The 24,591-nt window shown below is 64.9% G+C and carries 24 protein-coding genes; 18 read left to right on the forward strand and 6 right to left on the reverse strand.

The window, feature by feature from the left end; translation table 11 throughout:
- Positions 1 to 184 precede the first annotated feature (184 nt).
- Positions 185 to 1,045, reverse strand: a complete 861-nt coding sequence (locus ACZ9C1_RS11810; protein WP_031314875.1) for a glycine betaine ABC transporter substrate-binding protein — start codon at positions 1,043 to 1,045, stop codon at positions 185 to 187.
- A 234-nt stretch (positions 1,046 to 1,279) separates the two neighbouring features.
- Between ACZ9C1_RS11810 and ACZ9C1_RS11815 the strand changes: the two genes are divergently transcribed.
- Positions 1,280 to 2,815 (forward strand): glycoside hydrolase family 17 protein, encoded by a 1,536-nt coding sequence (locus ACZ9C1_RS11815; RefSeq protein ID WP_476253997.1) that lies wholly within the window; start codon positions 1,280 to 1,282, stop codon positions 2,813 to 2,815.
- A gap of 115 nt (positions 2,816 to 2,930) precedes the next feature.
- Here the strand turns inward: ACZ9C1_RS11815 and ACZ9C1_RS11820 are convergent, their stop codons facing one another.
- Positions 2,931 to 3,284, reverse strand: a complete 354-nt coding sequence (locus ACZ9C1_RS11820) for a hypothetical protein (RefSeq protein WP_102685450.1) — start codon at positions 3,282 to 3,284, stop codon at positions 2,931 to 2,933.
- Between the two features lie 217 nt (positions 3,285 to 3,501).
- Here ACZ9C1_RS11820 and ACZ9C1_RS11825 point away from each other — a divergent pair, with 217 nt between their 5' ends.
- Positions 3,502 to 4,800 (forward strand): serine/threonine protein kinase, encoded by a 1,299-nt coding sequence (locus tag ACZ9C1_RS11825; RefSeq protein ID WP_102685449.1) that lies wholly within the window; start codon positions 3,502 to 3,504, stop codon positions 4,798 to 4,800.
- On the forward strand, positions 4,793 to 5,608 hold the full coding sequence (locus tag ACZ9C1_RS11830; RefSeq protein WP_102685448.1) for an MlaA family lipoprotein: 816 nt from the start codon (positions 4,793 to 4,795) through the stop codon (positions 5,606 to 5,608). The genes ACZ9C1_RS11825 and ACZ9C1_RS11830 overlap by 8 nt, the downstream gene beginning before the upstream one ends.
- A gap of 118 nt (positions 5,609 to 5,726) precedes the next feature.
- On the opposite strand, the gene ACZ9C1_RS11835 is transcribed toward ACZ9C1_RS11830, so the two are convergent.
- Both ACZ9C1_RS11835 and ACZ9C1_RS11840 read right to left on the reverse strand, forming a co-directional pair.
- On the reverse strand, positions 5,727 to 6,869 hold the full coding sequence (locus ACZ9C1_RS11835; protein ID WP_102685447.1) for a patatin-like phospholipase family protein: 1,143 nt from the start codon (positions 6,867 to 6,869) through the stop codon (positions 5,727 to 5,729).
- A 60-nt stretch (positions 6,870 to 6,929) separates the two neighbouring features.
- Entirely contained in the window at positions 6,930 to 7,865 is a 936-nt protein-coding gene (locus ACZ9C1_RS11840) for a lipid A biosynthesis lauroyl acyltransferase (protein ID WP_139673488.1), read from the reverse strand.
- 100 nt (positions 7,866 to 7,965) lie between these two features.
- On the opposite strand from ACZ9C1_RS11840, the gene minC reads away from it, so the two are divergent.
- The 7 genes from minC (at position 7,966) to ACZ9C1_RS11875 (ending at position 14,587) form a co-directional block, all read left to right on the forward strand.
- The gene (minC, locus tag ACZ9C1_RS11845; protein ID WP_277505362.1) at positions 7,966 to 8,727 is read left to right on the forward strand and encodes a septum site-determining protein MinC; all 762 of its coding nucleotides are present in this window, start codon (positions 7,966 to 7,968) and stop codon (positions 8,725 to 8,727) included.
- Positions 8,728 to 8,823: 96 nt separating this feature from the next.
- Complete coding sequence (gene minD, locus ACZ9C1_RS11850) at positions 8,824 to 9,636, forward strand: septum site-determining protein MinD (protein WP_023631119.1); 813 nt, start codon at positions 8,824 to 8,826, stop codon at positions 9,634 to 9,636.
- A 3-nt stretch (positions 9,637 to 9,639) separates the two neighbouring features.
- Positions 9,640 to 9,894 carry a cell division topological specificity factor MinE gene (gene minE, locus ACZ9C1_RS11855; RefSeq protein ID WP_023631120.1) on the forward strand — a complete coding sequence of 85 codons (255 nt, stop codon included), beginning with the start codon at positions 9,640 to 9,642 and terminating at the stop codon, positions 9,892 to 9,894.
- Positions 9,895 to 10,048: 154 nt separating this feature from the next.
- Positions 10,049 to 10,684, forward strand: coding sequence for an RluA family pseudouridine synthase (locus tag ACZ9C1_RS11860; protein ID WP_046854572.1), 636 nt, complete (start codon positions 10,049 to 10,051; stop codon positions 10,682 to 10,684).
- 109 nt (positions 10,685 to 10,793) lie between these two features.
- Positions 10,794 to 12,083: a M18 family aminopeptidase gene (locus ACZ9C1_RS11865; RefSeq protein WP_110701091.1), complete on the forward strand. Its 1,290-nt coding sequence runs from the start codon at positions 10,794 to 10,796 to the stop codon at positions 12,081 to 12,083.
- Between the two features lie 132 nt (positions 12,084 to 12,215).
- The gene (locus ACZ9C1_RS11870; protein ID WP_167388396.1) at positions 12,216 to 12,386 is read left to right on the forward strand and encodes a hypothetical protein; all 171 of its coding nucleotides are present in this window, start codon (positions 12,216 to 12,218) and stop codon (positions 12,384 to 12,386) included.
- A gap of 44 nt (positions 12,387 to 12,430) precedes the next feature.
- Positions 12,431 to 14,587 carry a mechanosensitive ion channel family protein gene (locus ACZ9C1_RS11875; RefSeq protein ID WP_277505370.1) on the forward strand — a complete coding sequence of 719 codons (2,157 nt, stop codon included), beginning with the start codon at positions 12,431 to 12,433 and terminating at the stop codon, positions 14,585 to 14,587.
- Positions 14,588 to 14,642: 55 nt separating this feature from the next.
- Here the strand turns inward: ACZ9C1_RS11875 and ACZ9C1_RS11880 are convergent, their stop codons facing one another.
- A complete protein-coding gene (locus tag ACZ9C1_RS11880) occupies positions 14,643 to 15,356 on the reverse strand; it encodes a UTRA domain-containing protein (protein WP_102683661.1) in 714 nt (237 codons plus the stop codon).
- Positions 15,357 to 15,692: 336 nt separating this feature from the next.
- Between ACZ9C1_RS11880 and ACZ9C1_RS11885 the strand changes: the two genes are divergently transcribed.
- The 8 genes from ACZ9C1_RS11885 to sugE all read left to right on the forward strand — a co-directional run bounded on the left by ACZ9C1_RS11885 (position 15,693) and on the right by sugE (position 22,536).
- Entirely contained in the window at positions 15,693 to 16,751 is a 1,059-nt protein-coding gene (locus tag ACZ9C1_RS11885) for an ABC transporter substrate-binding protein (RefSeq protein ID WP_198754019.1), read from the forward strand.
- Between the two features lie 137 nt (positions 16,752 to 16,888).
- Positions 16,889 to 17,695: an alkaline phosphatase family protein gene (locus tag ACZ9C1_RS11890; RefSeq protein ID WP_277505373.1), complete on the forward strand. Its 807-nt coding sequence runs from the start codon at positions 16,889 to 16,891 to the stop codon at positions 17,693 to 17,695.
- Positions 17,692 to 18,531, forward strand: coding sequence for an ABC transporter permease (locus ACZ9C1_RS11895; RefSeq protein ID WP_094011831.1), 840 nt, complete (start codon positions 17,692 to 17,694; stop codon positions 18,529 to 18,531). Before ACZ9C1_RS11890 ends, ACZ9C1_RS11895 begins: the two co-directional genes overlap by 4 nt.
- Positions 18,521 to 19,315 (forward strand): ABC transporter permease, encoded by a 795-nt coding sequence (locus ACZ9C1_RS11900; protein WP_277505374.1) that lies wholly within the window; start codon positions 18,521 to 18,523, stop codon positions 19,313 to 19,315. The genes ACZ9C1_RS11895 and ACZ9C1_RS11900 overlap by 11 nt, the downstream gene beginning before the upstream one ends.
- 1 nt (position 19,316) lies before the next feature.
- Positions 19,317 to 20,306 (forward strand): ABC transporter ATP-binding protein, encoded by a 990-nt coding sequence (locus ACZ9C1_RS11905; protein ID WP_139673499.1) that lies wholly within the window; start codon positions 19,317 to 19,319, stop codon positions 20,304 to 20,306.
- 13 nt (positions 20,307 to 20,319) lie between these two features.
- The gene (locus tag ACZ9C1_RS11910; RefSeq protein ID WP_139673503.1) at positions 20,320 to 20,973 is read left to right on the forward strand and encodes an HAD family hydrolase; all 654 of its coding nucleotides are present in this window, start codon (positions 20,320 to 20,322) and stop codon (positions 20,971 to 20,973) included.
- A gap of 42 nt (positions 20,974 to 21,015) precedes the next feature.
- Entirely contained in the window at positions 21,016 to 21,981 is a 966-nt protein-coding gene (locus ACZ9C1_RS11915) for a bile acid:sodium symporter family protein (RefSeq protein ID WP_277505377.1), read from the forward strand.
- A gap of 237 nt (positions 21,982 to 22,218) precedes the next feature.
- Positions 22,219 to 22,536: a quaternary ammonium compound efflux SMR transporter SugE gene (gene sugE, locus ACZ9C1_RS11920; RefSeq protein WP_023631604.1), complete on the forward strand. Its 318-nt coding sequence runs from the start codon at positions 22,219 to 22,221 to the stop codon at positions 22,534 to 22,536.
- A gap of 16 nt (positions 22,537 to 22,552) precedes the next feature.
- Here sugE and ACZ9C1_RS11925 read toward each other — a convergent pair whose 3' ends face one another.
- Positions 22,553 to 24,427 carry an MFS transporter gene (locus ACZ9C1_RS11925; RefSeq protein WP_102683654.1) on the reverse strand — a complete coding sequence of 625 codons (1,875 nt, stop codon included), beginning with the start codon at positions 24,425 to 24,427 and terminating at the stop codon, positions 22,553 to 22,555.
- Between the last annotated feature and the right edge of the window lie 164 nt (positions 24,428 to 24,591).

The raw sequence follows: 24,591 nt of genomic DNA on the forward strand, positions 1-24,591 counted from the left end.
TTAGGGAGAACCCGACTCCACTTTATGCTGCCGCTGGACGCCAACCAGACGACCTTAGTCTTAGATGCAACGGTGTTTTGCAAAATTTGCAACAACCGCAAACGCATCGCGGGGCAAGCCCGCTCCCATTGTTCGTGGGAGCGGCGGTTCGCCGATGCGACTTGCCCCGCGATTCGACCAGCGCTTACTTGCCGGTCCACTCCTTGACCCGCTCCGGATGCTTGGCCACCCAGTCCTTGGCTGCAGCCTCCGGCTTGGCGCCTTCCTGGATCGCCAGCATCACCTCGCCGATCTCATCCTTGGACTGCCACTGGAACTTCTTGAGGAACTCGGCCACTTCCGGGGCCTTGCTCGCCAGTTCCTTGCTGCCGATGCTGTTGACGGTCTCGGCAGCGCCATACACGCCTTTCGGATCCTCGAGGAACTTCAGCTTCCATTTGGCGAACATCCAGTGCGGCACCCAGCCGGTCACGGCGATCGACTGTTGCTTGGCGTAGGAGCGGCCCAGTTCCGCGGTCATCGCCGCGCCGGAACTGGCGGTCAGCTTGTAACCGGTCAAGCCGTAGTCCTTGATGGCCTGATCGGTCTTGAGCATGACCCCCGAGCCGGCATCGATACCGACGATCTTCTGCTTGAAGCTCTGATCGGTCTTGAGATCTTCGATACTGTTGGCCTTGACGTATTCAGGGACGATCAGGCCGATCTTGGCGTCCTTGAAGTTGGGGCCGTAGTCGACCACGTTGTCCTTGTTCTTGGTCCAGTACTCGCCATGGGTCACCGGCAGCCAGGCCGAGAGCATGGCGTCGAGCTTGCCGGTGGCCACGCCCTGCCACATGATGCCGGTGGCCACGGCCTGCAGCTTCACGTCATAGCCGAGTTTCTGCCTGATCACTTCGGCGGCCACGTTGGTGGTGGCGACGCTGTCGGACCAGCCATCCACGTAACCGATGCTGACTTCCTTGGCCATCGCCTGCGCAGTACTCATGGCCAAAACCAGGGCGGTGCCCACGCCCAGGAAACGTCGCATTCTTGTAATAGTCGCCATCAAAGCATCCCTCGTCAGGTCTTGGAGATTGCATCATCGACTTGCCGGCACCTGCGACCTGCTCTGTCAGCGACCTTCAGCGAGCGATCAGCGACAGCACTGTGCCATTAGCGCCATGCGAGCATGGCGGTCTGCGCGATCCTTGCATGCCAAACGCTTGGCGCCGGGCTACTATCACTGGCCTTTGGGGCTGCTGTGCGGCCCCAGTTCCCGAATACGACGATGGACCGCCCGATGTTGCGCACGATCTACCTGCTCGCCAGCCTGCTCGCCTTTCTATGTCTGACAGCCCTCTGGTATGGGCTGGGCAAGCCGGTGCACCTGCCCGACGCCGCCAGCCCTGCGCACAAGCTGCAGTGCGCCTCGTACACCCCGTTCGACAAGGACCAGTCTCCCTTCGACCAGCCGTTCCGGCTGCGCCCGGCGCGCATGGACGCCGACCTGGCGTTGCTCAGCGAACGTTTCCAGTGCATCCGCACCTATTCGATGACGGGTCTCGAGGCGATCCCGGCGCTGGCGCGCAAGCACGGGCTGAAGGTGATGCTCGGCGCCTGGGTCAACGCCAACCCTGTGGACACCGACAAGGAAGTCGAGCTGCTGATCGCCGCGGCCAACGCCAACCCCGACGTGGTCAGCGCGGTGATCGTCGGCAACGAGGCGCTGCTGCGCAAGGAAGTCACGGGCGAGCGCCTGGCCGGCCTGATCGACAAGGTCAAGCGCCAGGTCAGTGTGCCTGTGACCTACGCCGATGTCTGGGAGTTCTGGCTGCAGCATCCGCAGATTGCACCGGCGGTGGATTTCCTGACCATCCACTTGCTGCCCTACTGGGAAGACGACCCTCGCGGCATCGATGCGGCGCTGGCCCATGTCACCGAGGTGCGCCAGGTGTTCGGCAACCGCTTTGCGCCCAAGGACATCCTGATCGGCGAGACCGGCTGGCCCAGCGAGGGCCGCCAGCGCGAAACCGCCGAGCCGAGCCGGGTCAACGAAGCACGCTTTATCCGCGGCTTCGTTGCCCTGGCTGAAGCCAACGGTTGGCGCTACAACCTGATCGAAGCCTTCGACCAGCCGTGGAAGCGCGCCAGCGAAGGCGCCGTGGGCGGCTACTGGGGACTGTACGACGCCGACCGTCAGGACAAGGGCGTGCTCGAAGGTCCGGTGAGCAACCTGGCACTCTGGCCACAATGGTTGCTGGCCAGCGTGATCCTGATGCTGGCGGCCCTGGCCCTGGCCGGGCGCCCGGCCGACCAGCGCGCCGCTCTGCTGTTGCCGTTGCTCGCGGCCCTGGGCGCTGGCTGCCTGGGGCTGTGGGGTGAGCTGATGCGCACCAATGCCCGCTTTGCCGGCGAATGGCTGTGGACGTTTGCCCTGGTCGGCCTGAACCTGCTGGTGCTGGCCCACAGCGCGTTGGCGCTGGCCCGCCGTGACGGCTGGCGTCAGCGGCTGTTCGCCTGGTTCGAGAAGCACGCGGGCACAGGGTTGCTGGCGGCAGGGTTCGCGGCAGCGGTGAGCATGCTGGCGATGGTGTTCGACCCGCGCTATCGCAGTTTCCCCAGCGCGGCATTGCTGCTGCCGGCAGTGGTCTATCTGTTGCGACCGGTACCGGCGCGGCGAGCGGAGGTGGCGCTGCTGGCCTTCATCGTGGGTGCCGGGGTGGCGCCGCAGTTGTTCCGCGAAGGGCTGCAGAACCCGCAGGCGTGGGGCTGGGCGGTGGTCAGCGTATTGATGGTCGGAGCGTTGTGGCGCAGCCTGAGGTTGCGCCCGGCGTGAAACCGAGCGCGAGGACTTCTTCCTCGATTCGCCGGCAAGCCGACTCCCACAGAAAAGCGCGTCAGACCTTGTGGGAGCCGGCTTGCCGGCGATGGGCCGCCCAACGGCTGCTCATTTACCGTACCAGCCGCAACCCCGCCAGGACCAACGCAAACACCGCGATGCTCGCGGTATACAGCACCAGCGCCGGAACCCCGAGCGCCAACGCCAGCACCGCCAGCCACCAGCCGCCCCGCCCCGGCAACAACTGACAGACCAGCGCCAGGCCCAATGCCCCCCAGGCCATGACCTGGAAATGAATTCCCAGCCCGAGCAACGATCGCGCCTGGCATTGCCAGATGTCCCCTGGCGCACTGCACAACCCGACCCAACGGGCATCCTCCATCAACCCATAACGCACGCCATAGCTGGCCGCCAGCCACAGGAGCAGGCCCACCAGCAGGACAAAGAGTGGCCAGGTACGAGACATCCGGTTCTCCAACAGCGGTAATGGAAACGCTGCATGATCCCTCACAGGGGCGCTGAAAGGCAAAATCATGGCCCCGCAGCTATGTTGCACAAGACAAACGTTGGCTGGCGCGGCAACATCTGGTGCGACGAACGACAGGGCGACGGGCAACTTTGTCCAGCCTGTCGTGGTCCTAGCCTGCGTAATGCACGACCTTGCGTTTTCCCTGGGGGACTTCATGCTTCGATCTTTGCGTCTCGCCGCCCTGCTAGGTGGCCTGCTCATGGCGGCGGCCGCCTCGGCGCGGGATATTGATGCCGCGAGCTACGGTTACCCGTTGACCAACCCGTTCGAGGCGACCATCGCCACCACGCCGCCGGAACAGCGCCCGACGCTGCCCAGCGACGATGACATCGACCAGGCCGACTACAGCCTCACTCTGCGCCCGGAACGCGAGTTCACCCTGCCCGATAATTTCTGGTCGGTGAAGAAACTGCGTTACCGCCTGGCCAAGCAAGACCACGAAGCGCCGCTGATCTTCCTGATCGCCGGCACCGGCGCGCCCTACTCCAGCAGCATCAACGAGTACCTGAAGAAGCTGTTCTACCAAGCCGGCTACCATGTGGTGCAGCTGTCCTCGCCCACCAGCTGGGACTTCATGAGCGCCGCCTCGCGCTTCGCCACCCCCGGGGTGTCGAGCGAGGACGCCAAGGACTTGTACCGGGTCATGCAGGCGGTACGCGCCCAACAGGCACGCCTGCCGGTGAGCGAGTATTACCTGACAGGCTACAGCCTGGGTGCGCTGGACGCGGCGTTCGTCAGCAAGCTCGACGAAACCCGCCAGAGCTTCAAATTCAAGCGTGTGCTGCTGCTCAACCCGCCAGTCAACCTGTACACCTCGATCACCAACCTGGACAAGCTGGTACAGACCCGGGTCAAGGGCATCGACCGCAGCACCACCTTCTATGAACTGATGCTGGAAAAGCTCACCCGCTACTTCCAGGACAAAGGCTACATCGACCTCAACGATGCGTTGCTCTACGACTTCCAGAAGTCGCGCCAGCACCTGTCCAACGAGCAGATGGCCATGCTCATCGGCACCTCGTTCCGCTTCTCGGCCGCCGACATCGCCTTCACCTCCGACCTGATCAACCGTCGTGGGCTGATCATTCCGCCGAAGTTTCCGATCACCGAGGGCAGCAGCCTGGAGCCCTTCTTCAAACGCGCCCTGCAATGCGACTTCGACTGCTACCTGACCGAGCAGGTGATCCCCATGTGGCGTGCGCGCACCGACGGCAACAGCCTGCTGCAACTGGTCGACCAGGTGAGCCTGTACGCGCTGGAGGACTATCTGCGCGACAACCCGAAGATCGCCGTGATGCACAACGCCGACGACGTGATCCTCGGCCCCGGCGACATCGGCTTCCTGCGCCGGGTGTTCGGCGAACGCCTGACGCTCTACCCCCATGGCGGCCATTGCGGCAACCTCAACTACCGCGTCAACAGCGACGCCATGCTGGAGTTCTTCCGTGGTTAACAGACTGCTGCTCGTCACCGCCCTGCTCGCCAGCGGCTGCGCCCTGGCCGAGGAAGTCGCGCCGCGTGCCAGCGTGGTGGAGGCCGACAAGACCGAAACCCTCACCGTGGAGGCCGACGGCTTCGTCGATCCACTGCGCGAGCTCAAGTTCAACCCCGGCCTGGACCAGCGCGAGTTCGAACGCTCGACCCTGGCCGCGCTGAACATCTACGACCCCCTGGAGTCGCTGAACCGGCGCATCTACCACTTCAACTACCGCTTCGACCAGTGGGTGTTCCTGCCGGTGGTCGACGGCTACCGCTACGTCACACCCGGCCTCGTGCGCACCGGGGTGAGCAACTTCTTCAACAACCTGGGCGACGTGCCCAATCTGTTCAACAGCGTGCTGCAGCTCAAGCCCAAGCGTTCAGCGGAAATCACCGCGCGGCTGATGTTCAACACCATCATCGGTGTCGGTGGCCTATGGGACCCGGCGACCAAGATGGGCCTGCCTCGGCAGAGCGAGGACTTCGGCCAGACACTGGGCTTCTACGGGGTGCCGGACGGGCCATACCTGATGCTGCCGATCCTCGGGCCGTCGAACCTGCGCGACACCACCGGGCTGGTGGTGGACTATGTGGGGGAGAAGGAAATCAACTACCTGAACGTGCCCGACACCGCCAGCGACCACCCGGAACTCACCGTGCTGCGGGCAGTGGACAAGCGCTACACCACCAACTTCCGTTACGGGCAGACCAACTCGCCGTTCGAGTACGAGAAGCTGCGATACGTGTATACCCAGGCGCGCAAGTTGCAGATCGCCGAGTGAACAGGGGCCGCTGCGCGGCCCTTTCGCCGCGGTTCGTCGCCACGACAAGCCGGCTCCCACAGAGACAATGCATCCCTTGAGGCCAATGCAGTAGCTGTGAGCGCCGGTATAGGAAACCTCAAATCCCCAGGAACTGGCACAGCTCCCGCTTCTTGGCCAAGGCGTCATTGCGCCCCAACTCGATCAGTTCGCTGCAATAGCTCGCCTCGAACAGCAGGTAGCTCAGCACCCCTGCCCCGCTGGTCTTGGTCGCCCCCGGCCCGCGCAGGAACAGCCTCAGCGCCGCCGGCAGCTCGCGGCGATGACGGGCGGCAATCTCGTCCAGCGGCTGGCTGGGCGCCACCACCAGTACCTCGATCGGCGCCAGCCCCAGGCGCCGGGCGTCCAGGTGCGCCGGCAGCAGGTGGCTGAGGTGATTGAGCCGCTGCAGCAACTCGATATCGTCCTCGAGGCTGTCGATGAAGGTGCTGTTGAGCATATGTCCGCCGATCTGCGCCAGGCTCGGTTGCTGGCCGCTGAACACGCGCTGGGTCGGCAAGGGCGGCGAGGGTCGCTGAGGGTTGCCGCTGACCCCGACCACCAGCACGCGACTGGCCCCCAGGTGCAGCGCCGGGCTGATCGGCGCCGGCTGGCGCACCGCGCCGTCACCGAAGTACTCCTCGCCCAGGCGCACCGGCGCGAACAGCAAAGGAATCGCCGAGCTGGCCAGCAGGTGGTCGATGGTCAGCGGCGTGGGCATGCCGATGCGGCGGTGGCGCAACCAGGGTTCGATGGTGTCGCGGCCCTGGTAGAAGGTCACCGCCTGGCCGGACTCGTAGCCGAACGCGGTCACGGCGATGGCGCGCAACTGATTGGCCGCCAGTGAGTGAGCGATGCCGTCCAGGTCCAGATGCTCGTGCAACAGGCGGCGCAATGGGCGGCTGTCGAGCAGTGCCACCGGCACCTGGCCGCCGAGCCCCAGCAGGCTGTGGCCAACGAAGCGGCTGGCCTGGCGGATCACGCCTGGCCAGTCGCTGCGCAGCACCAGGTGGCTGCGAAAGTTCTGCCAGAATGCCGTCAGTTGCTCCACCGACTCGGCGAAGCGGGTGGCGCCGCTGGCCAGCTTGACCGCGTTGATCGCGCCGGCCGAGGTGCCGACGATCACCGGAAAAGGATTGGCGGCGCCCGGTGGCAGCAGTTCGGCAATGCCGGCCAGCACGCCGACCTGGTAGGCGGCGCGGGCACCGCCGCCGGAGAGGATCAGGCCGGTGGTTGAGGTCATGCATCCTTCCTGGAGTCAGTGGTTGCCAGTACCGGCCCTGTCGCGGGGCAAGCCCGCTCCCTAACGCTTTTTCTTGTCGTACAGCCGTGGTTCGCCTTCAGGCCGCGATTTGAAGCGCCGATGCGCCCACAGGTACTGCTCCGGGCACTCGCGCAGCACACCCTCGACCCACTGGTTGATGCGCAGGCAGTCGGCCTCCTCGGTTTCGCCGGGGAAGTCCGCGAGCGGCGGATGCACCACCAGGCGATAGCCGCTGCCATCTTCCAGGCGCTTCTGGGTGAACGGAATCACCCGCGCCTTGCCCAGCCGGGCGAACTTGGTGGTGGCAGTGACGGTGGCAGCAGGAATACCGAACAGCGGCACGAAGATGCTTTGCTTGAGGCCGTAGTCCTGATCCGGCGCGTACCAGATCGCCCGCCCCTTGCGCAGCAGCTTGAGCATGCCGCGCACGTCGTCGCGCTCCACCGCCAGCGAGTCGGCGTTGTGGCGCTCGCGGCCGCGGCGCTGGATGAAGTCGAACACCGGGTTGCCATGTTCGCGGTACATGCCGTCGATGGTATGCACCTGGCCCAGCAAGGCAGCGCCGATCTCCAGGGTGGTGAAGTGCACGGCCATGAGAATGGCCCCCTCTCCTTCACGCTGGGCGGCCTGCAGGTGCTCGATGCCCTCGATGTGGGCCAGGCGCGCCAGTCGGGCCTTTGGCCACCACCAGCTCATGGCCATCTCGAAGAAGGCGATGCCGGTGGAGGCAAAGTTTTCCTTGAGCAGGCGCTGCCGTTCGTCGCCGGACAGCGCCGGGAAGCACAGCTCCAGGTTGCGCGCGGCGATACGCCGGCGCTCACCCGCCAGCCGGTACATCACCGCGCCCAGGGCGCGCCCCAGCCCCAGCAAAGCCCGGTACGGCAGCTGGGCGACCAGCCACAGCAGGCCCAGGCCCAGCCACAGCCCCCAGAATCGCGGGTGAAGGAAAGAGGATCGAAAACGCGGGCGTTCCATTGAAGCTTCCGGCAAGACATGAGCCCGGCATTCTACATCGGTTGCGGGCAAACGGTCTTATCGCTATAAGTCAGGGCACTTTTTTCGCAACAAGCCGTCTATGCAGACCATGAGCCCCAACCCGACACCCGATAACGCCCCCGTGTTCCAGCTCAAGGGCAGCATGCTTGCCATCACCGTGCTGGAACTGGCGCGCAACGACCTCGAATCCCTCGACCGCCAGCTGGCGGCGAAGGTCGCGCAGGCGCCGAATTTCTTCAGCAACACACCGTTGGTGCTGGCCCTGGACAAGCTGCCCCATGACGAAAGCGCCATTGACCTGCCCGGATTGATGCGCGTGTGCCGTCACCATGGCCTGCGCACCCTGGCGATCCGCGCCAGCCGCATCGAGGACATCGCCGCCGCGATCGCCATCGACCTGCCGGTGCTGCCGCCGTCCGGCGCCCGCGAACGGCCGCTCGAGCCGGAGCCCGAGGTGAAGAAGCCCGAGCCCGCGCCAGCGCCGCCAGCTGCGCCGGCCGAACCCGAAGTTCGCCCGACGCGGATCATCACCTCGACGGTGCGCGGCGGCCAGCAGATCTACGCCCAGGGCGGCGACCTGGTGGTGACCGGCTCGGTCAGCCCCGGCGCGGAACTTCTCGCCGATGGCAACATCCATGTGTACGGCGCCATGCGCGGCCGTGCCCTGGCCGGCATCAAAGGCAATACCAAGGCGCGCATCTTCTGCCTGCAGATGACCGCAGAAATGGTCTCCATCGCCGGCCAGTACAAAGTGTGCGAAGACCTGCGCCGCGACCCGCTGTGGGGTTCGGGCGTACAAGTCAGCCTGTCCGGCGACGTGTTGAACATAACCCGTCTTTAACGGATACTTGCCGGCATTTTTAGCGCAACTTTTTCCCGTTGCCGTTTTTTGTATTTGCAGGGACGTCTGTCCCGAATTATTTAGGGGTGAAACACCTTGGCCAAGATTCTCGTGGTTACTTCCGGCAAGGGGGGTGTGGGCAAGACCACCACCAGCGCCGCCATCGGTACCGGCCTCGCACTGCGCGGGCACAAGACGGTCATCGTCGACTTCGACGTCGGCCTGCGTAACCTCGACCTGATCATGGGCTGCGAACGCCGCGTGGTGTACGACTTCGTCAACGTGGTCAACGGCGAGGCCAACCTGCAGCAGGCCCTGATCAAGGACAAGCGCCTGGAAAACCTGTTCGTGCTGGCCGCCAGCCAGACCCGCGACAAGGACGCGCTGACCAAGGAAGGCGTCGAAAAGGTATTGATGGAGCTCAAGGACCAGTTCGACTTCGTGGTCTGCGACTCGCCGGCCGGTATCGAGAAAGGTGCGCACCTGGCGATGTACTTCGCCGACGAAGCCATCGTCGTGACCAACCCGGAAGTCTCGTCGGTACGTGACTCCGACCGCATGATCGGCCTGCTGTCGAGCAAGTCGCGCCGTGCGGAACAGGGCGAAGACCCGATCAAGGAACACCTGCTGATCACCCGCTACCACCCCGAGCGCGTCGAAAAGGGCGAAATGCTTGGCGTCGAGGACGTCAAGGAAATCCTTTCGGTCGAACTGCTGGGTGTCATCCCCGAATCCCAAGCCGTGCTGAAGGCCTCCAACCAGGGTATCCCGGTCATCCTCGATGACCAGAGCGATGCCGGCCAGGCGTACAGCGACACCGTCGACCGCCTGCTGGGCAAGCCCAAGCCACTGCGGTTCATCGAAGTGCCGAAGCAAGGATTCTTCGCGCGCCTGTTTGGAGGCAAATAAACCATGAACCTTTTTGACTTCTTTCGTGGCAGACAGAAACAGAGCAGCGCGTCGGTAGCGAAAGAGCGTCTACAGATCATCGTGGCGCACGAGCGTGGCCAACGCAGCACCCCGGACTACCTGCCTGCCTTGCAGAAGGAGCTGGTCGAGGTGATCCGCAAGTACGTCAACATCGGCAACGACGACGTACAGATCGAACTGGAAAACCAGGGCAGCTGCTCGATTCTGGAACTGAACATCACCCTGCCTGATCGCTGATCGCGCAGCTGGGTGTAATCATTGGGGCTGCTTTGCAGCCCATCGCCGGCAAGCCGGCTCCCACAGACAACGCGGGATCCTGTGGGAGCCGGCTTACCGGCGATGGGCCGCAAGGCGGCCCCAGTGCTTTCCGCCATTTCACCGAGACCTAGCAATGCCGCTGTCGAACATCCAGATCCTTCACGAAGACGCCGCCGTCCTGGTGATCAACAAGCCGACCCTGCTGTTGTCGGTGCCGGGCCGCGCCGAGGACAACAAGGACTGCCTGATCACCCGCCTGCAGGAAAACGGCTACCCGGAAGCCCTGATCGTCCACCGCCTGGACTGGGAAACCTCGGGGATCATCCTGCTCGCCCGCGACGCCGACAGCCACCGCGAACTGTCACGCCAGTTCCACGACCGCGAGACCGAAAAGGCCTATACCGCGCTGTGCTGGGGCCAGCCCGCGCTCGACAGCGGCAGCATCGACCTGCCCCTGCGTTACGACCCGCCGACCAAGCCGCGCCACGTGGTCGACCATGAGCAGGGCAAGCATGCCCTGACCTTCTGGCGCATCGTCGAGCGCTGCGGCGATCACTGCCGGGTCGAACTGACGCCGATCACCGGGCGCTCGCACCAGCTGCGCGTGCACATGCTGTCGATCGGCCATCCGCTGCTCGGCGACCGGCTGTACGCCAACCCCGAGGCGCTGGCGGCCCATGAGCGGCTGTGCCTGCATGCCTCGATGCTGAGCTTCACCCATCCGGTGTCTGGCGAACGCCTGAAATTCGAGTGTCCGGCGCCGTTCTGAGACTCGGGCCCCATCGCGGGGCAAGCTTGCTCCCACGCTTCGCGATAGGGCTGACACAATTTTTCGAGCATTTACGCTAAACTCGCGCCACTGCTGTCTGGAGTGACTTATGCGCGATGCCCTGAACGCCGGCCTGATCGAATTCCTCAAGGCCTCCCCGACGCCCTTCCACGCCACCGCCAGCCTCGCGCAACGCCTCGAGGCCGCCGGCTACCAGCGCCTGGACGAGCGCGACAGCTGGGCCACTACGCCTGGTGGTCGCTACTACGTGACCCGTAACGATTCCTCGATCATCGCCATCAAGCTCGGCAAGCATTCGCCGCTGATCGGCGGTATCCGCATGGTCGGCGCCCACACCGACAGCCCATGCCTGCGGGTCAAGCCGCAGCCCGAGCTGCAGCGCCAGGGCTTCCTGCAACTGGGCGTTGAAGTCTATGGCGGCGCCCTGCTAGCCCCTTGGTTCGACCGCGACCTGTCGCTGGCCGGCCGGGTCACCTTCCGCCGTGACGGCAAGGTGGAAAGCCAGCTGATCGATTTCAAGCTGCCGATCGCGGTGATCCCCAACCTGGCGATCCATCTCAACCGCACCGCCAACGAAGGCTGGCAGATCAACCCGCAGACCGAGCTGCCACCGATCCTGGCACAGGTCGCCGGCGACGAGCGCATCGACTTCCGCGCCCTGCTCACCGAGCAGCTGGCCCGCGAGCATGACCTCAACGCCGACGTGGTGCTGGATTACGAGCTGAGCTTCTACGACACCCAGGACGCCGCGTTGATCGGCCTGAACGGCGACTTCATCGCCGCCGCCCGCCTGGACAACCTGCTGTCGTGCTACGCCGGCCTGCAGGCGCTGCTGAACGCCGAAGGCGACGAGACCTGCGTACTGGTGTGCAACGACCACGAGGAAGTCGGCTCCTGCTCGGCCTGCGGCGCCGATGGCCCGATGCTCGAGCAGACCCTGCAACGCCTGCTGCCCGATGGCGACGACTATGTGCGCACCATCCAGCGCTCGCTGATGGTCTCGGCCGACAATGCCCACGGCGTGCACCCCAACTACGCCGACAAGCACGACGGCAACCACGGGCCCAAGCTCAATGCCGGCCCGGTGATCAAGGTCAACAACAACCAGCGCTACGCCACCAACAGCGAAACCGCAGGATTCTTCCGCCACCTGTGCATGGCCGAGGAAGTACCGGTGCAGAGCTTCGTGGTGCGCAGCGACATGGGCTGCGGCTCGACCATCGGCCCGATCACCGCCAGCCACCTGGGCGTGCGCACGGTGGATATCGGCCTGCCGACCTTCGCCATGCACTCGATCCGCGAGCTGTGCGGCAGCCATGACCTGGCCCACCTGGTGAAGGTGCTCGGCGCCTTCTACCGCAGCCGCGAACTGCCCTGACGGCCAACCCGCTCCCACGCGCCCCCGTGGGAGCGGCGGTGCGACTTGCCCACCGCCTGCCCCCGGTCAATCCGCCTCGCTTGCAAAGCGCTATGCTTGATACATGGCCCCCAAAACAGAAGGATGCTGTCCATGTCATCGCCGTTCCTGTCCCTGTTCGTGCCGGTGTTCCTGTTCCTGATGCTGCTGACCATCGGTTTCAGCCTGCGCGAGCGCAATGTCGGCGTGCTGATGATGTGGATCGGCACCCTCGGCATTTTCGGCCTCACCTGCTGGAAGATCCTCGAGAAACTGCCGTCGTAAACCTCTACACTCGGGCAAACGTTTGACCTGAGGTAGATTTCCCGGTGCCAGCCCTCCTGCGTTGCATCACGCTGCTGTTCCTGTTGCTCGCCACCCCAGCGCATGCCGCCGGCCTGCCCGGCCTGCTCGGTTCCAGCACGCCCGCCCAGCCCGAGGCCAGCGAGCCCTTGGGCAAGTCCCTGGACGAGGTGATCAAGAACCTGGAAAACGACCAGCAACGCGCCAAGCTGCTGGCCGACCTGAAAAAGCTGCGCGACGCCACCCGGCAATCGCAACCCACCGTCGAACAGGGCGTGCTCGGCCTGATCGGCGGTGCCCTGCATGATTTCGAGAAACAGTTCAGCGGCGATGCCAGCCCGTTCAAGCGCTGGTCGCTGGAAATCGACCAGGCCCAGGACGAATTGGCCGCACTGGTGGTGCCGGTGCATCAATGGCCGGCGATCCTGTTCGGCTTCGCCGGAGTCATCCTGGTCTGGGGCCTGCTGGCCTATGCCTTCAACTGGATCGGCCACCGTGTGCGCCTGCGTTTCGGCCTGACCGAAGACCTGCCGCAGCACCCGCGGACCTGGGACCTGGTGCGCTTTGCCCTGCGCAAGCTGGGCCCATGGCTGGTGGCGCTGGTGTTCACCGTGTACCTGAGCTTCGCCCTGCCCTCCTCGCTGGGCAAGTCGATGGCCATGGTGCTGGCCTACGCGCTGGTGGTCGGCACCCTGTTCTCGGCGATCTGCGTGATTGCCTTCTCGCTGCTCGATGGCCCACATCGCCACCGTGCCCTTCACATTCTGCGGCACCAGGCGTTCCGCCCGCTGTGGCTGATCGGCAGCTTCGCCGCGTTCGGCGAGGCGATGAGCGACCCACGCCTGACCACCGCGCTGGGCAGCCACCTGGCCCACGCCCTGGCAACCCTGGCCAATGTGATCGCCGCGCTGTGCACCGGGCTGTTCATCCTGCGCTTCCGCCGCCCGATCGCCCACCTGATTCGCAACCAGCCCCTGTCACGGCGCCTGACCCGGCGCACCCTGAGCGACACCATCGAACTGCTCGGCAGCTTCTGGTATATCCCGGCGCTGATCCTGGTGGCAATTTCGCTGTTCGCCACCTTCGTCTCCGCCGGCGACACCAGCACCGCCCTGCGCCAGTCGCTGATGTGCACGGTGCTGGTGGTGGTGTGCATGGTGCTCAATGGCCTGGTCCGCCGCCATGCCGCCAAGCCCAGGCGCGCCAACAAGCGCCAGGCGGTCTACACCGAACGCCTGCGCAACTTCGGCTATGTCCTGGTGCACCTGTTCATCTGGCTGCTGTTCATCGAACTGGGCCTGCGTGTATGGGGCCACTCGATGATCAGCTTCGCCGAGGGTGACGGCCATGAAGTCAGCCTGCGCCTGCTGGGCCTGGCCGGCACGCTGATCGTCGCCTGGCTGGTGTGGATCCTCGCCGACACCGCCGTGCACCATGCCCTGGTGCATTCGCGGCGCGGGCTGGCCAACGCCCGTGCGCAGACCATGATGCCGCTGATCCGCAACGTGATGTTCGTGGTGATCGTCATCATCGCGGTGATCGTCGCCCTGGCCAACATGGGCATGAACGTCACCCCGCTGCTGGCCGGTGCCGGTGTCATCGGCCTGGCCATCGGTTTCGGCGCCCAGTCGCTGGTGGCCGACCTGATCACCGGCCTGTTCATCATCATCGAGGACTCGCTGGCCATCGACGACTACGTCGATGTCGGCGGCCACCTGGGCACGGTCGAGGGCCTGACCATCCGCACCGTGCGCCTGCGCGACATCGATGGCATCGTGCACACCATTCCGTTCAGCGAGATCAAGAGCATCAAGAACTACTCCCGCGAGTTCGGCTACGCGATCTTCCGTGTGGCCATCCCGCACAGCATGAACATCGACCAGGCCATCACCCTGATCCGCGAAGTGGGCCAGAAGCTGCGCAATGATCCGCTGATGCGCCGCAACATCTGGTCGCCGCTGGAGTTGCAGGGGGTGGAGAGTTTCGAGTCGGGCTCGGCGATCCTGCGGGCGCGGTTCAAGACCGCTCCGATCAAGCAGTGGGAGGTTTCGCGGGCGTTCAACCTGGCGTTGAAGCGCCAGCTCGATGAAGCGGGGTTGGATCTGGCGACGCCACGGCTGTCGGTGCAAGTGGTGACGGCTGGGGGTGGTGCCATCCCTGAAGCCGGCGGAGCCGCCAGCTAGGGCCGCTTCGCACCCCATCGCCGGCTTGCCGGCGATGGGCTGCACAGCAGCCCCCTTACCCCGCCTGCGCGCGGATGCGAATCGCATCATGGCGCCAGTACTCCAGGTCACAGTCGATCAGGTGCCCATGCTGGTCGCTGTTGACCCGGGTGATATGCAGCCCGGGGCTGCCAGCCGACACCTTCAAGGCAGCCGCCGCCTCCACCGGCAACGCCGTCGGCAGGATCTCGAAGCACACCTGCCCATAGTGAATCGCGTACTCCCGCGCATAGATCTCGGTCAGTGACCGGGCCAGGTCCAGCTCAAGGATTCCTGGGAAGTAGCGCGGGTTGAGATAGTGCTCGGCATACAGCACCGCCCGCCCGTCGATACGCCGCAACCGGCAGATCCGCACCACGCTGGACAGCGCCGGCAGCCGCAGGCGCGCGCAGATCGCCGCCGAAGCCGGCTGCAGCCGCGCCGACAGCAGCTGCGTACGCGGCTCGCGCCCCTGGTCTCGCACCATCGCATGGAAGTGGCTGCGCTCGATCAGGTCGTAGGTCAGACGCTCGGGCGCGACGAACCAGCCGCGCCGCTCTTCGCGGTAGATCAGGCCCATGGCCTCGAGCTGCACCAGGGCCTCGCGCAGCGTGATACGCGTGGTGTCGAACACCTCGCTGAGCCTGCGCTCGGCCGGCAGCTTGCCGCCGGGCGCCAGCAAGCCGTGTTCGATCTGCTCCTGCAGCGCGTGGCAGATGGCTGTTACCGCGCGCGGTGGCGTCGCTTGCATCAAAGGTTACCTATCTGGACTAGTCCAGCCCCGAAACGGGGCAGTTGGAGCGTAGTGCAAGCCTAGGCACGGCTGATGAACATCCTGTGACACAGGCGCCGCAGGGCACTTGCCAGATATGCCAGATCCGCGCCAGCCCACGCGAATCAAGGCTTTCGATCTGGTCTACGCTGTAGTTCCAGGGCCTTGGGCCTGCCACCCGCCCCCGCCCCTTACATCAAACTGTCACGCAACAGGCCTACCTTGGCGCAAGGTTTGCTGACCTAGACCAAGGGGTCGCAAGCACCGCTTCCGTTCATAACAACGAATGCAAGGCACCCACCAAAGGAGCTTCGGATGAAAAAGTTGTTCATGGCGTCACTGCTCGGTTCGGCCATCGCTTTTTGCACCTCGGCCATGGCCCAGGACCTCAAGGCCCTTGAAGACGCCGCCCGCAAGGAAGGCACGGTCAACAGCGTGGGCATGCCCGATGCCTGGGCCAACTGGAAAGGCACCTGGGAAGACCTGGCGAAAAAGTACGGCCTCAAGCACAGCGACACCGACATGAGCTCGGCCCAGGAAGTCGCCAAGTTCGATGCCGAGAAGGACAACGCCAGCGCCGATATCGGCGACGTCGGCGCGGCCTTCGGCCCGATCGCGGTCACCAAGGGCGTGACCCAGCCCTACAAGCCAAGCACCTGGGACCAGGTCCCGGCGTGGGCCAAGGACCAGGACGGCCACTGGGCGCTGGCCTACACCGGCACCATCGCCTTCATCATCAACAAGGATCTGGTGAAGAAAGAGGACCGCCCAAGCACCTGGCACGACCTGGAAAAGGGCAAGTACAAGGTCGCCATCGGTGACGTCGGCACCGCCGCCCAGGCCGCCAACGGCGTGCTTGCCGCCGCCATCGCCTACAAGGGCAGCGAAAGCAACATCGAGCCAGGTCTGCAACTGTTCACCAAACTGGCCCAGCAGAAGCGTCTGTCGCTGGCCAACCCGACCATCCAGACCCTGGAGAAAGGCGAGGTGGAAGTGGGCGTGGTGTGGGACTTCAACGGCCTGAGCTACCGCGAACAGATCGACCCGAAACGCTTCGAGGTGCTGATCCCCTCCGATGGCTCGGTCATCTCCGGCTACACCACCATCATCAACAAGTACGCCAAGCACCCTAACGCAGCCAAGCTGACCCGTGAATACATCTTCAGCGATGCCGGCCAGACCAACCTGGCCATCGGCCACGCCCGGCCGATCCGTGCCGAACACCTGAAGCTGCCGGCGGACGTACAGGCCAAGCTGCTGCCCAACGAGCAGTACAAGGCCGCCCAGCCAATCAAAGATGCTGCGGCCTGGGAAGCGACCTCCAAGGCCCTGCCACAGAAGTGGCAGGAGCAGGTGATCATCGAGATGGAATAAGGGGCAGATTCCCTTCTGCCTGAACCGGCCCTGTCGCCGGCAAGCCAGCTCCCACAAGGTCAGCGCAAGACCTGTGGGAGCTGGCTTGCCAGCGATGAGGGCGACGCGCTACCGACTGATACCCCTGCGGAGCCACCATGCAACACAACGTCATCCTGGTCCTGCTCGACGGCCTCAACCACCAGGTCGCCCACCACGCCATGGGCCACCTGCACGCCTATGTCGAGGCCGACCGCGCCGCGCTGTACCGCGTGGAGTGCGAGCTGCCATCGCTGTCACGACCACTTTACGAATGCATCCTCACCGGTGTGCCGCCGATCGACAGCGGCATCGTGCACAACAACATCAACCGCCTGTCCAACCAGCGCAGCGTGTTCCACTACGCCCGCGAGGCCGGCCTGGGCACCGCGGCGGCGGCCTACCACTGGATGAGCGAGCTGTACAACCGCTCGCCCTTCGACCCGCTGCGCGACCGCCACACCCATGCCCCCAAGCTGCCGATCCAGCACGGCCTGTTCTACTACGCCGACCACTACCCCGATTCGCACCTGCTGGCCGACGCCGAATACCTGCGCCGCCGCCATGCGCCGAATTTCCTCCTGGTACACCCGATGAACATCGACGACGCCGGCCACCGCCACGGCCTGGACAGCAGCCAGTACCGCAACGCCGCGCGCAGCGCCGACATCCTGCTGGCCGACTACCTGCCGCGCTGGCTCGAGGAGGGCTACCAGGTGCTGGTCACCGCCGACCACGGCATGAACAACGACCGCTCGCACAACGGCCTGCTCGCCGAGGAGCGTGAAGTGCCGCTGTTCGTGTTCGGCGAAGCCTTCAGCCTCGACCCTGCGGCCAAGCCGCTGCAGTCCGAGCTGTGCGGCACGATCTGCGAACTGCTCGGCGCCGCCCACGACAAACCGGTCTGCCGGGAGCTGCTCAAGTGAATGCAAGCCATCGCGGCCGCTACCTGGCCCTGCTCTGCCTGCTGCCGTTCGCCGTGTTCTTCATCATTTTCCAGATCGCGCCGCTGGCCTGGGTCGCCATCAACAGCCTGCAAAGCGAGAGTGGCTGGGGCCTGGCCAACTTCAGCAAGATCTTCGCCTCGAAGTTCTACCTGCAGGCATTGCAACGCAGCCTGGAGATCAGCTTCTGGTCGAGCCTGTTCGGCATCGTCATCGCCACGTTGGGCGCCTATTCGCTGCGCCAGGTCGACTCGAAACTGCGCGACTTCGTCAGCGCCTTTGCCAACATGACCAGCAACTTCGCCGGCGTGCCCCTGGCGTTCGCCTTCATCATCCTGCTCGGTTTCAATGGCGCGCTCACCCTGCTGCTCAAGCAGATGGGGCTGCTCGGCGACTTCAGCATCTACTCCAAGACCGGCCTGATCCTGGTCTACACCTACTTCCAGATCCCCTTGGGCGTGTTGCTGCTCTACCCCGCCTTCGACGCCCTGCGCGAAGACTGGCGTGAGTCCGCCGCGCTGCTGGGCGCCAGCCACTGGCAGTTCTGGCGGCACATCGGCCTGCCCGTGCTTACCCCGGCGCTGCTCGGCACCTTCGTCATCCTGCTGGCCAACGCCCTGGGCGCCTACGCCACCGTCTACGCCCTGACCACCGGCAACTTCAACGTGCTGCCGATCCGTATCGCCGGCCTTGTGGCCGGCGACATCAGCCTCGACCCGAACCTGGCCAGCGCCCTGGCGATGGTGCTGGTGGGGCTGATGACCGTGGTCACGGTGGCCCATCAATGGCTGCTCAAGAGGAGCTACCATGCGCGCTGAAAACAAAGCCGGCGGGCTCTACCACAGCGTGGTGGTCTACCTGCTGTTCCTCATCCTGCTGCTGCCACTGGCCGGCACCCTGCTTTATTCGCTGGCCACCAGCTGGTCGGCCACCCTGCTGCCCAGCGGGCTGACCTTCAAGTGGTATGTGGCGCTGTGGAGCGAACCGCGCTTTCTCGCAGCCTTCGGCCAGTCGCTGCTGGTGTGCGTGGGCGCGCTGGTGCTGTCGGTAGTGCTGATCCTGCCGCTATTGTTCGTGGTGCACTACCACTTCCCCAAGCTCGACGCCTTGATGAACGTGCTGATCCTGCTGCCGTTCGCGGTGCCGCCCGTGGTGTCTGCGGTGGGCTTGCTGCAACTCTACGGCAGCGGACCGATGGCCATGGTCGGCACGCCGTGGATCCTGATCGGCTGCTACTTCACCATCGCCCTGCCGTTCATGTATCGAGCCATCACCAACAACCTGCAGGCCATCAACCTGCGCGACCTGATGGACGCCGCCCAACTGCTCGGCGCCAGCACCTGGCAGGCGGCGTTCCTGGTGGTACTGCCGAACCTGCGCAAAGGCCTGATGGTGGCGCTGCTGCTGTCGTTCTCGTTCCTGTTCGGCGAGTTCGTGTTTGCCAACCTGCTGGTAGGCACCCGCTACGAGACCCTGCAGGTGTACCTGAACAACATGCGCAACAGCAGCGGCCACTTCAACAGCGCCCTGGTAATCTCCTACTTCGCCTTCGTGCTGGTGCTGACCTGGGTCGCCAACCGCCTGAACAAGGACAAGACCTGACATGAGCTTCGTCAGCGTACAGAAACTGCAAAAGAGCTACGCCGGCAGCCCGGTGTTCGAAAACATCGACTGCCAGATCGAGCGCGGCGAGTTCGTCACCCTGCTCGGCCCCTCCGGCTGCGGCAAGTCCACCCTGCTGCGCTGCATCGCCGGGCTGACCCCGGTGGATAGCGGGCGGATCCTGCTCGACGGCCAGGACATCGTGCCGTTGAGCCCGCAGAAGCGCGGCATCGGCATGGTGTTCCAGAGCTACGCGCTGTTTCCCAACATGACCGTGGAACAGAACATCGCCTTTGGCTTGCGCATGCAGAAGGTCAAGGCCGACGAAAGCCAGGCACGGGTACGCGAGGTACTCGACCTGGTCGAGCTCGGCAGCTTCGCCACGCGCTACCCGCACCAGCTGTCCGGCGGCCAGTGCCAGCGCGTGGCCCTGGCCCGCTCGCTGGTCACCCGCCCGCGCCTGCTGCTGCTCGACGAGCCACTGTCGGCGCTGGACGCGCGTATCCGCAAGCACTTGCGCGAACAGATCCGCGCCATCCAGCGCGAGCTGGGGCTTACCACCATCTTCGTCACCCACGACCAGGAAGAAGCCCTGACCATGTCGGACCGCATCGTCCTGATGAACCAGGGACGCATCGTCCAGAGCGGCGATGCCGAAACCCTCTACACCGCGCCCGTGGACCTGTTCGCCGCCGGCTTTATCGGCAACTACAACCTGCTCGACGCCGACAGCGCCAGCCGCCTGCTGCAACGCCCGGTGGCCGCGCGCCTGGCGATCCGCCCAGAGTCGATCACCCTGAGCCTGAACGGCGAGCTGGATGGCGAGATCCGCAGCCACAGCCTGCTGGGCAACGTGATCCGCTACCGCGTCCAGGTGCGCGGCGTTGAACTGGTGGTGGACGTACTCAATCGTTGCGCCAGCGATCTGCACGCGGACGGACAACGGGTATCCTTGTCGATCGACCCCACGGCGCTACGGGAAGTGGCCTAAGGAGATTCAACGCATGGCACTGGCAATTTTCGATCTGGACGAAACCCTCATCCACGGCGACTGCGCGTCGTTGTGGAGCGAGCAGATGGCCCGGCTGGGCTGGGTCGATGGCAAGAGTTTCCTCAAGCGCGACCATGAACTGATGGAAGCCTACGGCAAAGGCCACCTGCAGATGGAGGACTACATGGCCTTCAGCCTGGAGCCGATCGCCGGGCGCACCCTGGAAGAAGTAGAGCACCTGGTCGAGCCTTGGGTAGAGGATGTGATCGAGCCGATCATCTACGGCGACGCCTGCCGCTGCATCGCCGAGCACCGCCAGCGTGGCGACCGGATTCTGATCATTTCGGCCAGCGGCACCCACCTCGTCGGCCCGATCGCGGCGCGCCTGGGGGTGGACGAATACCTCGCCATCGAGCTGGAAGCGGTCAACGGCGTATTCACCGGCAAGACCCACGGCGTGCTCACCTACCGCGAGGGCAAGATCGTCCGCCTGCTGGAGTGGCTCGACCAGGAACAGGAAAACCTCGAAGGCGCGAGCTTCTATTCCGACTCGCGCAACGACCTGCCGCTGCTGCTGAAGGTGGATCACCCCTACGTGGTGAACCCGGACCCGGTGCTGCGCGAGCACGCGCAAACCAACGGCTGGCCCATTCTGAGCTGGTCTTAAGTATGATCGGGGGCACCTGAACAGAACAACAAGGATTGCCCCATGCGTGCCCTCGCCGCCCTCAGCCGCTTCGTCGGCAACACCTTCGCCCTGTGGGTGCTGGTGTTCGCCTGCCTGGCCTTCCTTCAGCCGCAGTGGTTCATCGCCCTCAAGGTCGCCATCGTGCCGCTGCTGGGCCTGGTGATGTTCGGCATGGGCCTGACCCTCAAGCTCGACGACTTCGCCGCCGTCGCCCGCCAGCCATGGCGGGTGGCGTTGGGGGTAGTGGCGCATTTCGTGATCATGCCCGGGGTGGCCTGGCTGTTGTGCCAGCTGTTCCAACTGCCGCCGGAAATCGCCGTGGGCGTGATCCTGGTAGGCTGCTGCCCGAGCGGCACGGCGTCGAACGTCATGGTGTGGCTGTCCAGGGGCGACCTGGCACTGGCAGTGGCGATCGCCGCGGTGACCACCCTGCTCGCCCCGCTGCTTACCCCGGCGCTGATCTGGTTCCTCGCCTCGGCGTGGCTGCCGGTCTCGTTCATGGACATGTTCTGGTCGATCCTGCAGTTGGTGATGCTGCCGATCGTGCTCGGCGTGCTCGCCCAGCGCCTGCTCGGCGCCCGCGTGCAGCTGGCGGTGCAGGTGCTGCCGCTGGTGTCGGTGGTAAGCATCGTGATGATCGTCTGCGCGGTGGTGGCGGTCAGCCAGGCGAAGATCGCCGAATCGGGGCTGCTGATCATGGCGGTGGTAGTGCTGCACAACAGCTTCGGCTTCCTGCTGGGCTACCTGACCGGCAAGCTGTGCAAGCTGCCGCTGGCCCAGCGCAAGGCGCTGGCGCTGGAGGTGGGCATGCAGAATTCCGGGTTGGGCGCGGCCCTGGCGTCGGCGCACTTTTCGCCCCTGGCCGCGGTGCCCAGTGCGCTGTTCAGCGTGTGGCACAACATCTCCGGGGCTTTGCTGTCGACGTGGTTCAGGCGAATGGAGGAGCCTGAGCCCGAGGTACAGAACATCGTATCTGCCAGAAATTGATGTTGCCTGCCCCGGACTCATCGCCGGCAAGCCGGCTCCCACACCGACCGCATGAAGCCAGCCATGCGCTAACCCTGTGGGAGCCGGCTTGCCGGCGATGAGGCAACCACCGATCCTTGAAACTTGCCCCAGCTTCGGCAAATGGGCACTATAGTGCGCACTGTGAGGACGGCCTCACGACGCTGTGCGTGAACATACCGGGGACGGCCCCATCTTTGATAACGATGGAGAATCACCATGTCCTGGATCATCCTGTTCTTCGCCGGCCTGTTCGAAGTTGGCTGGGCTGTCGGCCTCAAGTACACCGACGGCTTCACCCGCCCCCTGCCCACCGTTCTGACGGTCGGCGCCATGGTCATCAGCCTCGGCCTGCTGGGCCTTGCCATGAAGGAGCTGCCGCTGGGCACCGCCTATGCCATCTGGACCGGCGTCGGCGCGGTCGGCACGGTGATCGCCGGGATCATCCTGTTCGGTGAATCCATGGCGCTGATCCGCCTGGCCAGTGTCGCCCTGATCATCACCGGCCTGGTCGGCCTGAAGGTCAGCGCCAGCTGACCTCCCTCCTTTTCCCTTAGCGCATGTCGCCGCGCAGCAGGCTCACCTGCTCGCGCAGCACTTCAGGCTGCGCCGCCTCCACCGGGATGGCGGCGCCGGCCACCAGGGTCACCCGCGACCACAGGCGCTTGAAGAAGCCCTTGTTCGGGTCACGGCTGAAGAAGCTACCCCACAACCCCTGCAACGCCAACGGGATCACCGGCACTGGCGTCTCCTGCAGGATGCGGTTCACTCCACCCTTGAACACATCGATCTCACCGTCCGAACTCAGCTTGCCTTCGGGGAAGATGCACACCAGCTCGCCGTCGGCCAGGTACTGGGCGATACGGGCAAAGGCACGCTCGTAGGTGGCCTCGTCCTCGCCACGCCCGGCGATGGGGATGGCACCGGCGGTGCGGAACACGAAGTTGAGCACCGGCAGGTTGTAGATCTTGTAGTACATGACAAACCGGATCGGCCGGCGGATGGCGCCGCCGATCAGCAGTGCATCGACGAACGACACGTGGTTGCACACCAGCAGCGCCGCGCCTTCGTCGGGAATGCGCTGCAGCTCGCGGTGCTCGACCCGGTACATCGAGTGGCTGAGCAGCCAGATCAGGAAGCGCATGGTGAATTCGGGCACGATGCGGAAGATGTAGGCATTGACCGCGATGTTGAGCAGCGACACCACCAGGAATAGCTGCGGGATGCTCAGCTTGGCCAGGCTCAGCAGGACGATGGTGATGATCGCCGACACCACCATGAACAGTGCGTTGAGGATGTTGTTGGCGGCAATCACCCGGGCCCGCTCACCTTCCGGGGTGCGTGCCTGGATCAGCGCATACAGCGGCACGATGTAGAAGCCGCCGAAGATGCCCAGGCCGACGATCGACAGCATGATCCACCAGGCCTGGCTCATGCCCAGCAAGGTCAGCCAGTCATGGGGCGCGGCTCCGACCGGGACGTCCCCCGAATGCCACCACCAGAGCAGGCCGAACAGGGTCAGGCCGAACGAGCCGAACGGCACCAGGCCGATTTCCACCTTGCGCCCGCTGAGGCGCTCGCACAGCAGCGAACCGACGGCGATGCCTACCGAGAACAGGGTCAGCACCAGGGTGACCACGGTCTCGTCGCCGTGCAGCCAGTCCTTGGCGTAGGCCGGGATCTGCGTGAGATAGATCGCGCCGACGAACCAGAACCACGAGTTGCCGACGATCGAGCGCGACACTGCCGGGGTCTGGCCCAGGCCCAGGCGCAGAGTCAGCCATGACTGCTTGAAGATGTTCCAGTCCAGCTTCATCTGCGGCGCGGCGGCCGCCGCCCGCGGGATCCAGCGGCTGGCCAGGTAGCCCAGCACCGCGGTGCCCACCACGCCCGCAGCGGCCAACGTTGCGTACTGGCTGGAAGACATCAGCACGCCGGCACCGATGGTACCCGCCAGGATCGCCAGGAAGGTGCCCATCTCCACCAGGCCGTTGCCACCCACCAGTTCCTCTTCGCGCAGGGCCTGGGGCAGGATCGAGTACTTCACCGGGCCGAACAGCGCCGAGTGGGTGCCCATGGCGAACAGCGCCACCAGCATCAGCTCGAGGTGGTGCGTGACGAAACCAGTCGCGCCAATGGCCATGATGACGATCTCGGCCAGCTTGATCGCGCGGATCAGGCGGTCCTTGGCAAACTTCTCGCCGAACTGCCCGGCCAGTGCCGAGAACAGGAAGAACGGAAGGATGAACAGCAAGGCGCAGAGGTTGACCCAGATCGAGCGGTCGCCCTCCAGGCTCAGCTTGTAGAGGATCGCCAGGATCAATGACTGCTTGAACAGGTTGTCGTTGAAGGCACCCAGCGACTGGGTGATGAAGAACGGCAGGAAGCGCCGCTTGCCGAGCAGGGTGAATTGCGAGGGGTGACTCATCGTCCGTGTACCTGGTTGGGCTTTGTCATTGGAGGCACGTTCAGCGCATAAAGCCACAAATCTGCACGGGAATGGACGATGAAGGCAAGCCCGTTGCTCCTTCCATAGGTTTCGGCTGCGCCACGCCTGTGGCAGAAGCAGCGGCTGTCAGTTCAGCGCCTGTC

The organism is Pseudomonas sp. TE21435 (genome assembly GCF_056279265.1).

Bases quoted from the DNA above. Each gene is read 5' to 3' on its own strand.
- ACZ9C1_RS11880 (WP_102683661.1), bottom strand. From the start codon at position 15,356: ATGCAAGCGACGCCACCGCGCGCGGTAACAGCCATCTGCCACGCGCTG.
- ACZ9C1_RS11890 (WP_277505373.1), top strand. From the start codon at position 16,889: ATGCAACACAACGTCATCCTGGTCCTGCTCGACGGCCTCAACCACCAG.
- ACZ9C1_RS11900 (WP_277505374.1), top strand. From the start codon at position 18,521: ATGCGCGCTGAAAACAAAGCCGGCGGGCTCTACCACAGCGTGGTGGTC.
- ACZ9C1_RS11810 (WP_031314875.1), bottom strand. From the start codon at position 1,045: ATGGCGACTATTACAAGAATGCGACGTTTCCTGGGCGTGGGCACCGCC.
- ACZ9C1_RS11860 (WP_046854572.1), top strand. From the start codon at position 10,049: ATGCCGCTGTCGAACATCCAGATCCTTCACGAAGACGCCGCCGTCCTG.
- ACZ9C1_RS11865 (WP_110701091.1), top strand. From the start codon at position 10,794: ATGCGCGATGCCCTGAACGCCGGCCTGATCGAATTCCTCAAGGCCTCC.
- ACZ9C1_RS11870 (WP_167388396.1), top strand. From the start codon at position 12,216: ATGTCATCGCCGTTCCTGTCCCTGTTCGTGCCGGTGTTCCTGTTCCTG.
- ACZ9C1_RS11925 (WP_102683654.1), bottom strand. From the start codon at position 24,427: ATGAGTCACCCCTCGCAATTCACCCTGCTCGGCAAGCGGCGCTTCCTG.
- ACZ9C1_RS11885 (WP_198754019.1), top strand. From the start codon at position 15,693: ATGAAAAAGTTGTTCATGGCGTCACTGCTCGGTTCGGCCATCGCTTTT.
- minC (WP_277505362.1), top strand. From the start codon at position 7,966: ATGCAGACCATGAGCCCCAACCCGACACCCGATAACGCCCCCGTGTTC.
- ACZ9C1_RS11820 (WP_102685450.1), bottom strand. From the start codon at position 3,284: ATGTCTCGTACCTGGCCACTCTTTGTCCTGCTGGTGGGCCTGCTCCTG.
- ACZ9C1_RS11915 (WP_277505377.1), top strand. From the start codon at position 21,016: ATGCGTGCCCTCGCCGCCCTCAGCCGCTTCGTCGGCAACACCTTCGCC.
- ACZ9C1_RS11835 (WP_102685447.1), bottom strand. From the start codon at position 6,869: ATGACCTCAACCACCGGCCTGATCCTCTCCGGCGGCGGTGCCCGCGCC.
- minE (WP_023631120.1), top strand. From the start codon at position 9,640: ATGAACCTTTTTGACTTCTTTCGTGGCAGACAGAAACAGAGCAGCGCG.
- sugE (WP_023631604.1), top strand. From the start codon at position 22,219: ATGTCCTGGATCATCCTGTTCTTCGCCGGCCTGTTCGAAGTTGGCTGG.
- ACZ9C1_RS11825 (WP_102685449.1), top strand. From the start codon at position 3,502: ATGCTTCGATCTTTGCGTCTCGCCGCCCTGCTAGGTGGCCTGCTCATG.
- ACZ9C1_RS11910 (WP_139673503.1), top strand. From the start codon at position 20,320: ATGGCACTGGCAATTTTCGATCTGGACGAAACCCTCATCCACGGCGAC.
- ACZ9C1_RS11840 (WP_139673488.1), bottom strand. From the start codon at position 7,865: ATGGAACGCCCGCGTTTTCGATCCTCTTTCCTTCACCCGCGATTCTGG.
- ACZ9C1_RS11905 (WP_139673499.1), top strand. From the start codon at position 19,317: ATGAGCTTCGTCAGCGTACAGAAACTGCAAAAGAGCTACGCCGGCAGC.
- ACZ9C1_RS11815 (WP_476253997.1), top strand. From the start codon at position 1,280: ATGTTGCGCACGATCTACCTGCTCGCCAGCCTGCTCGCCTTTCTATGT.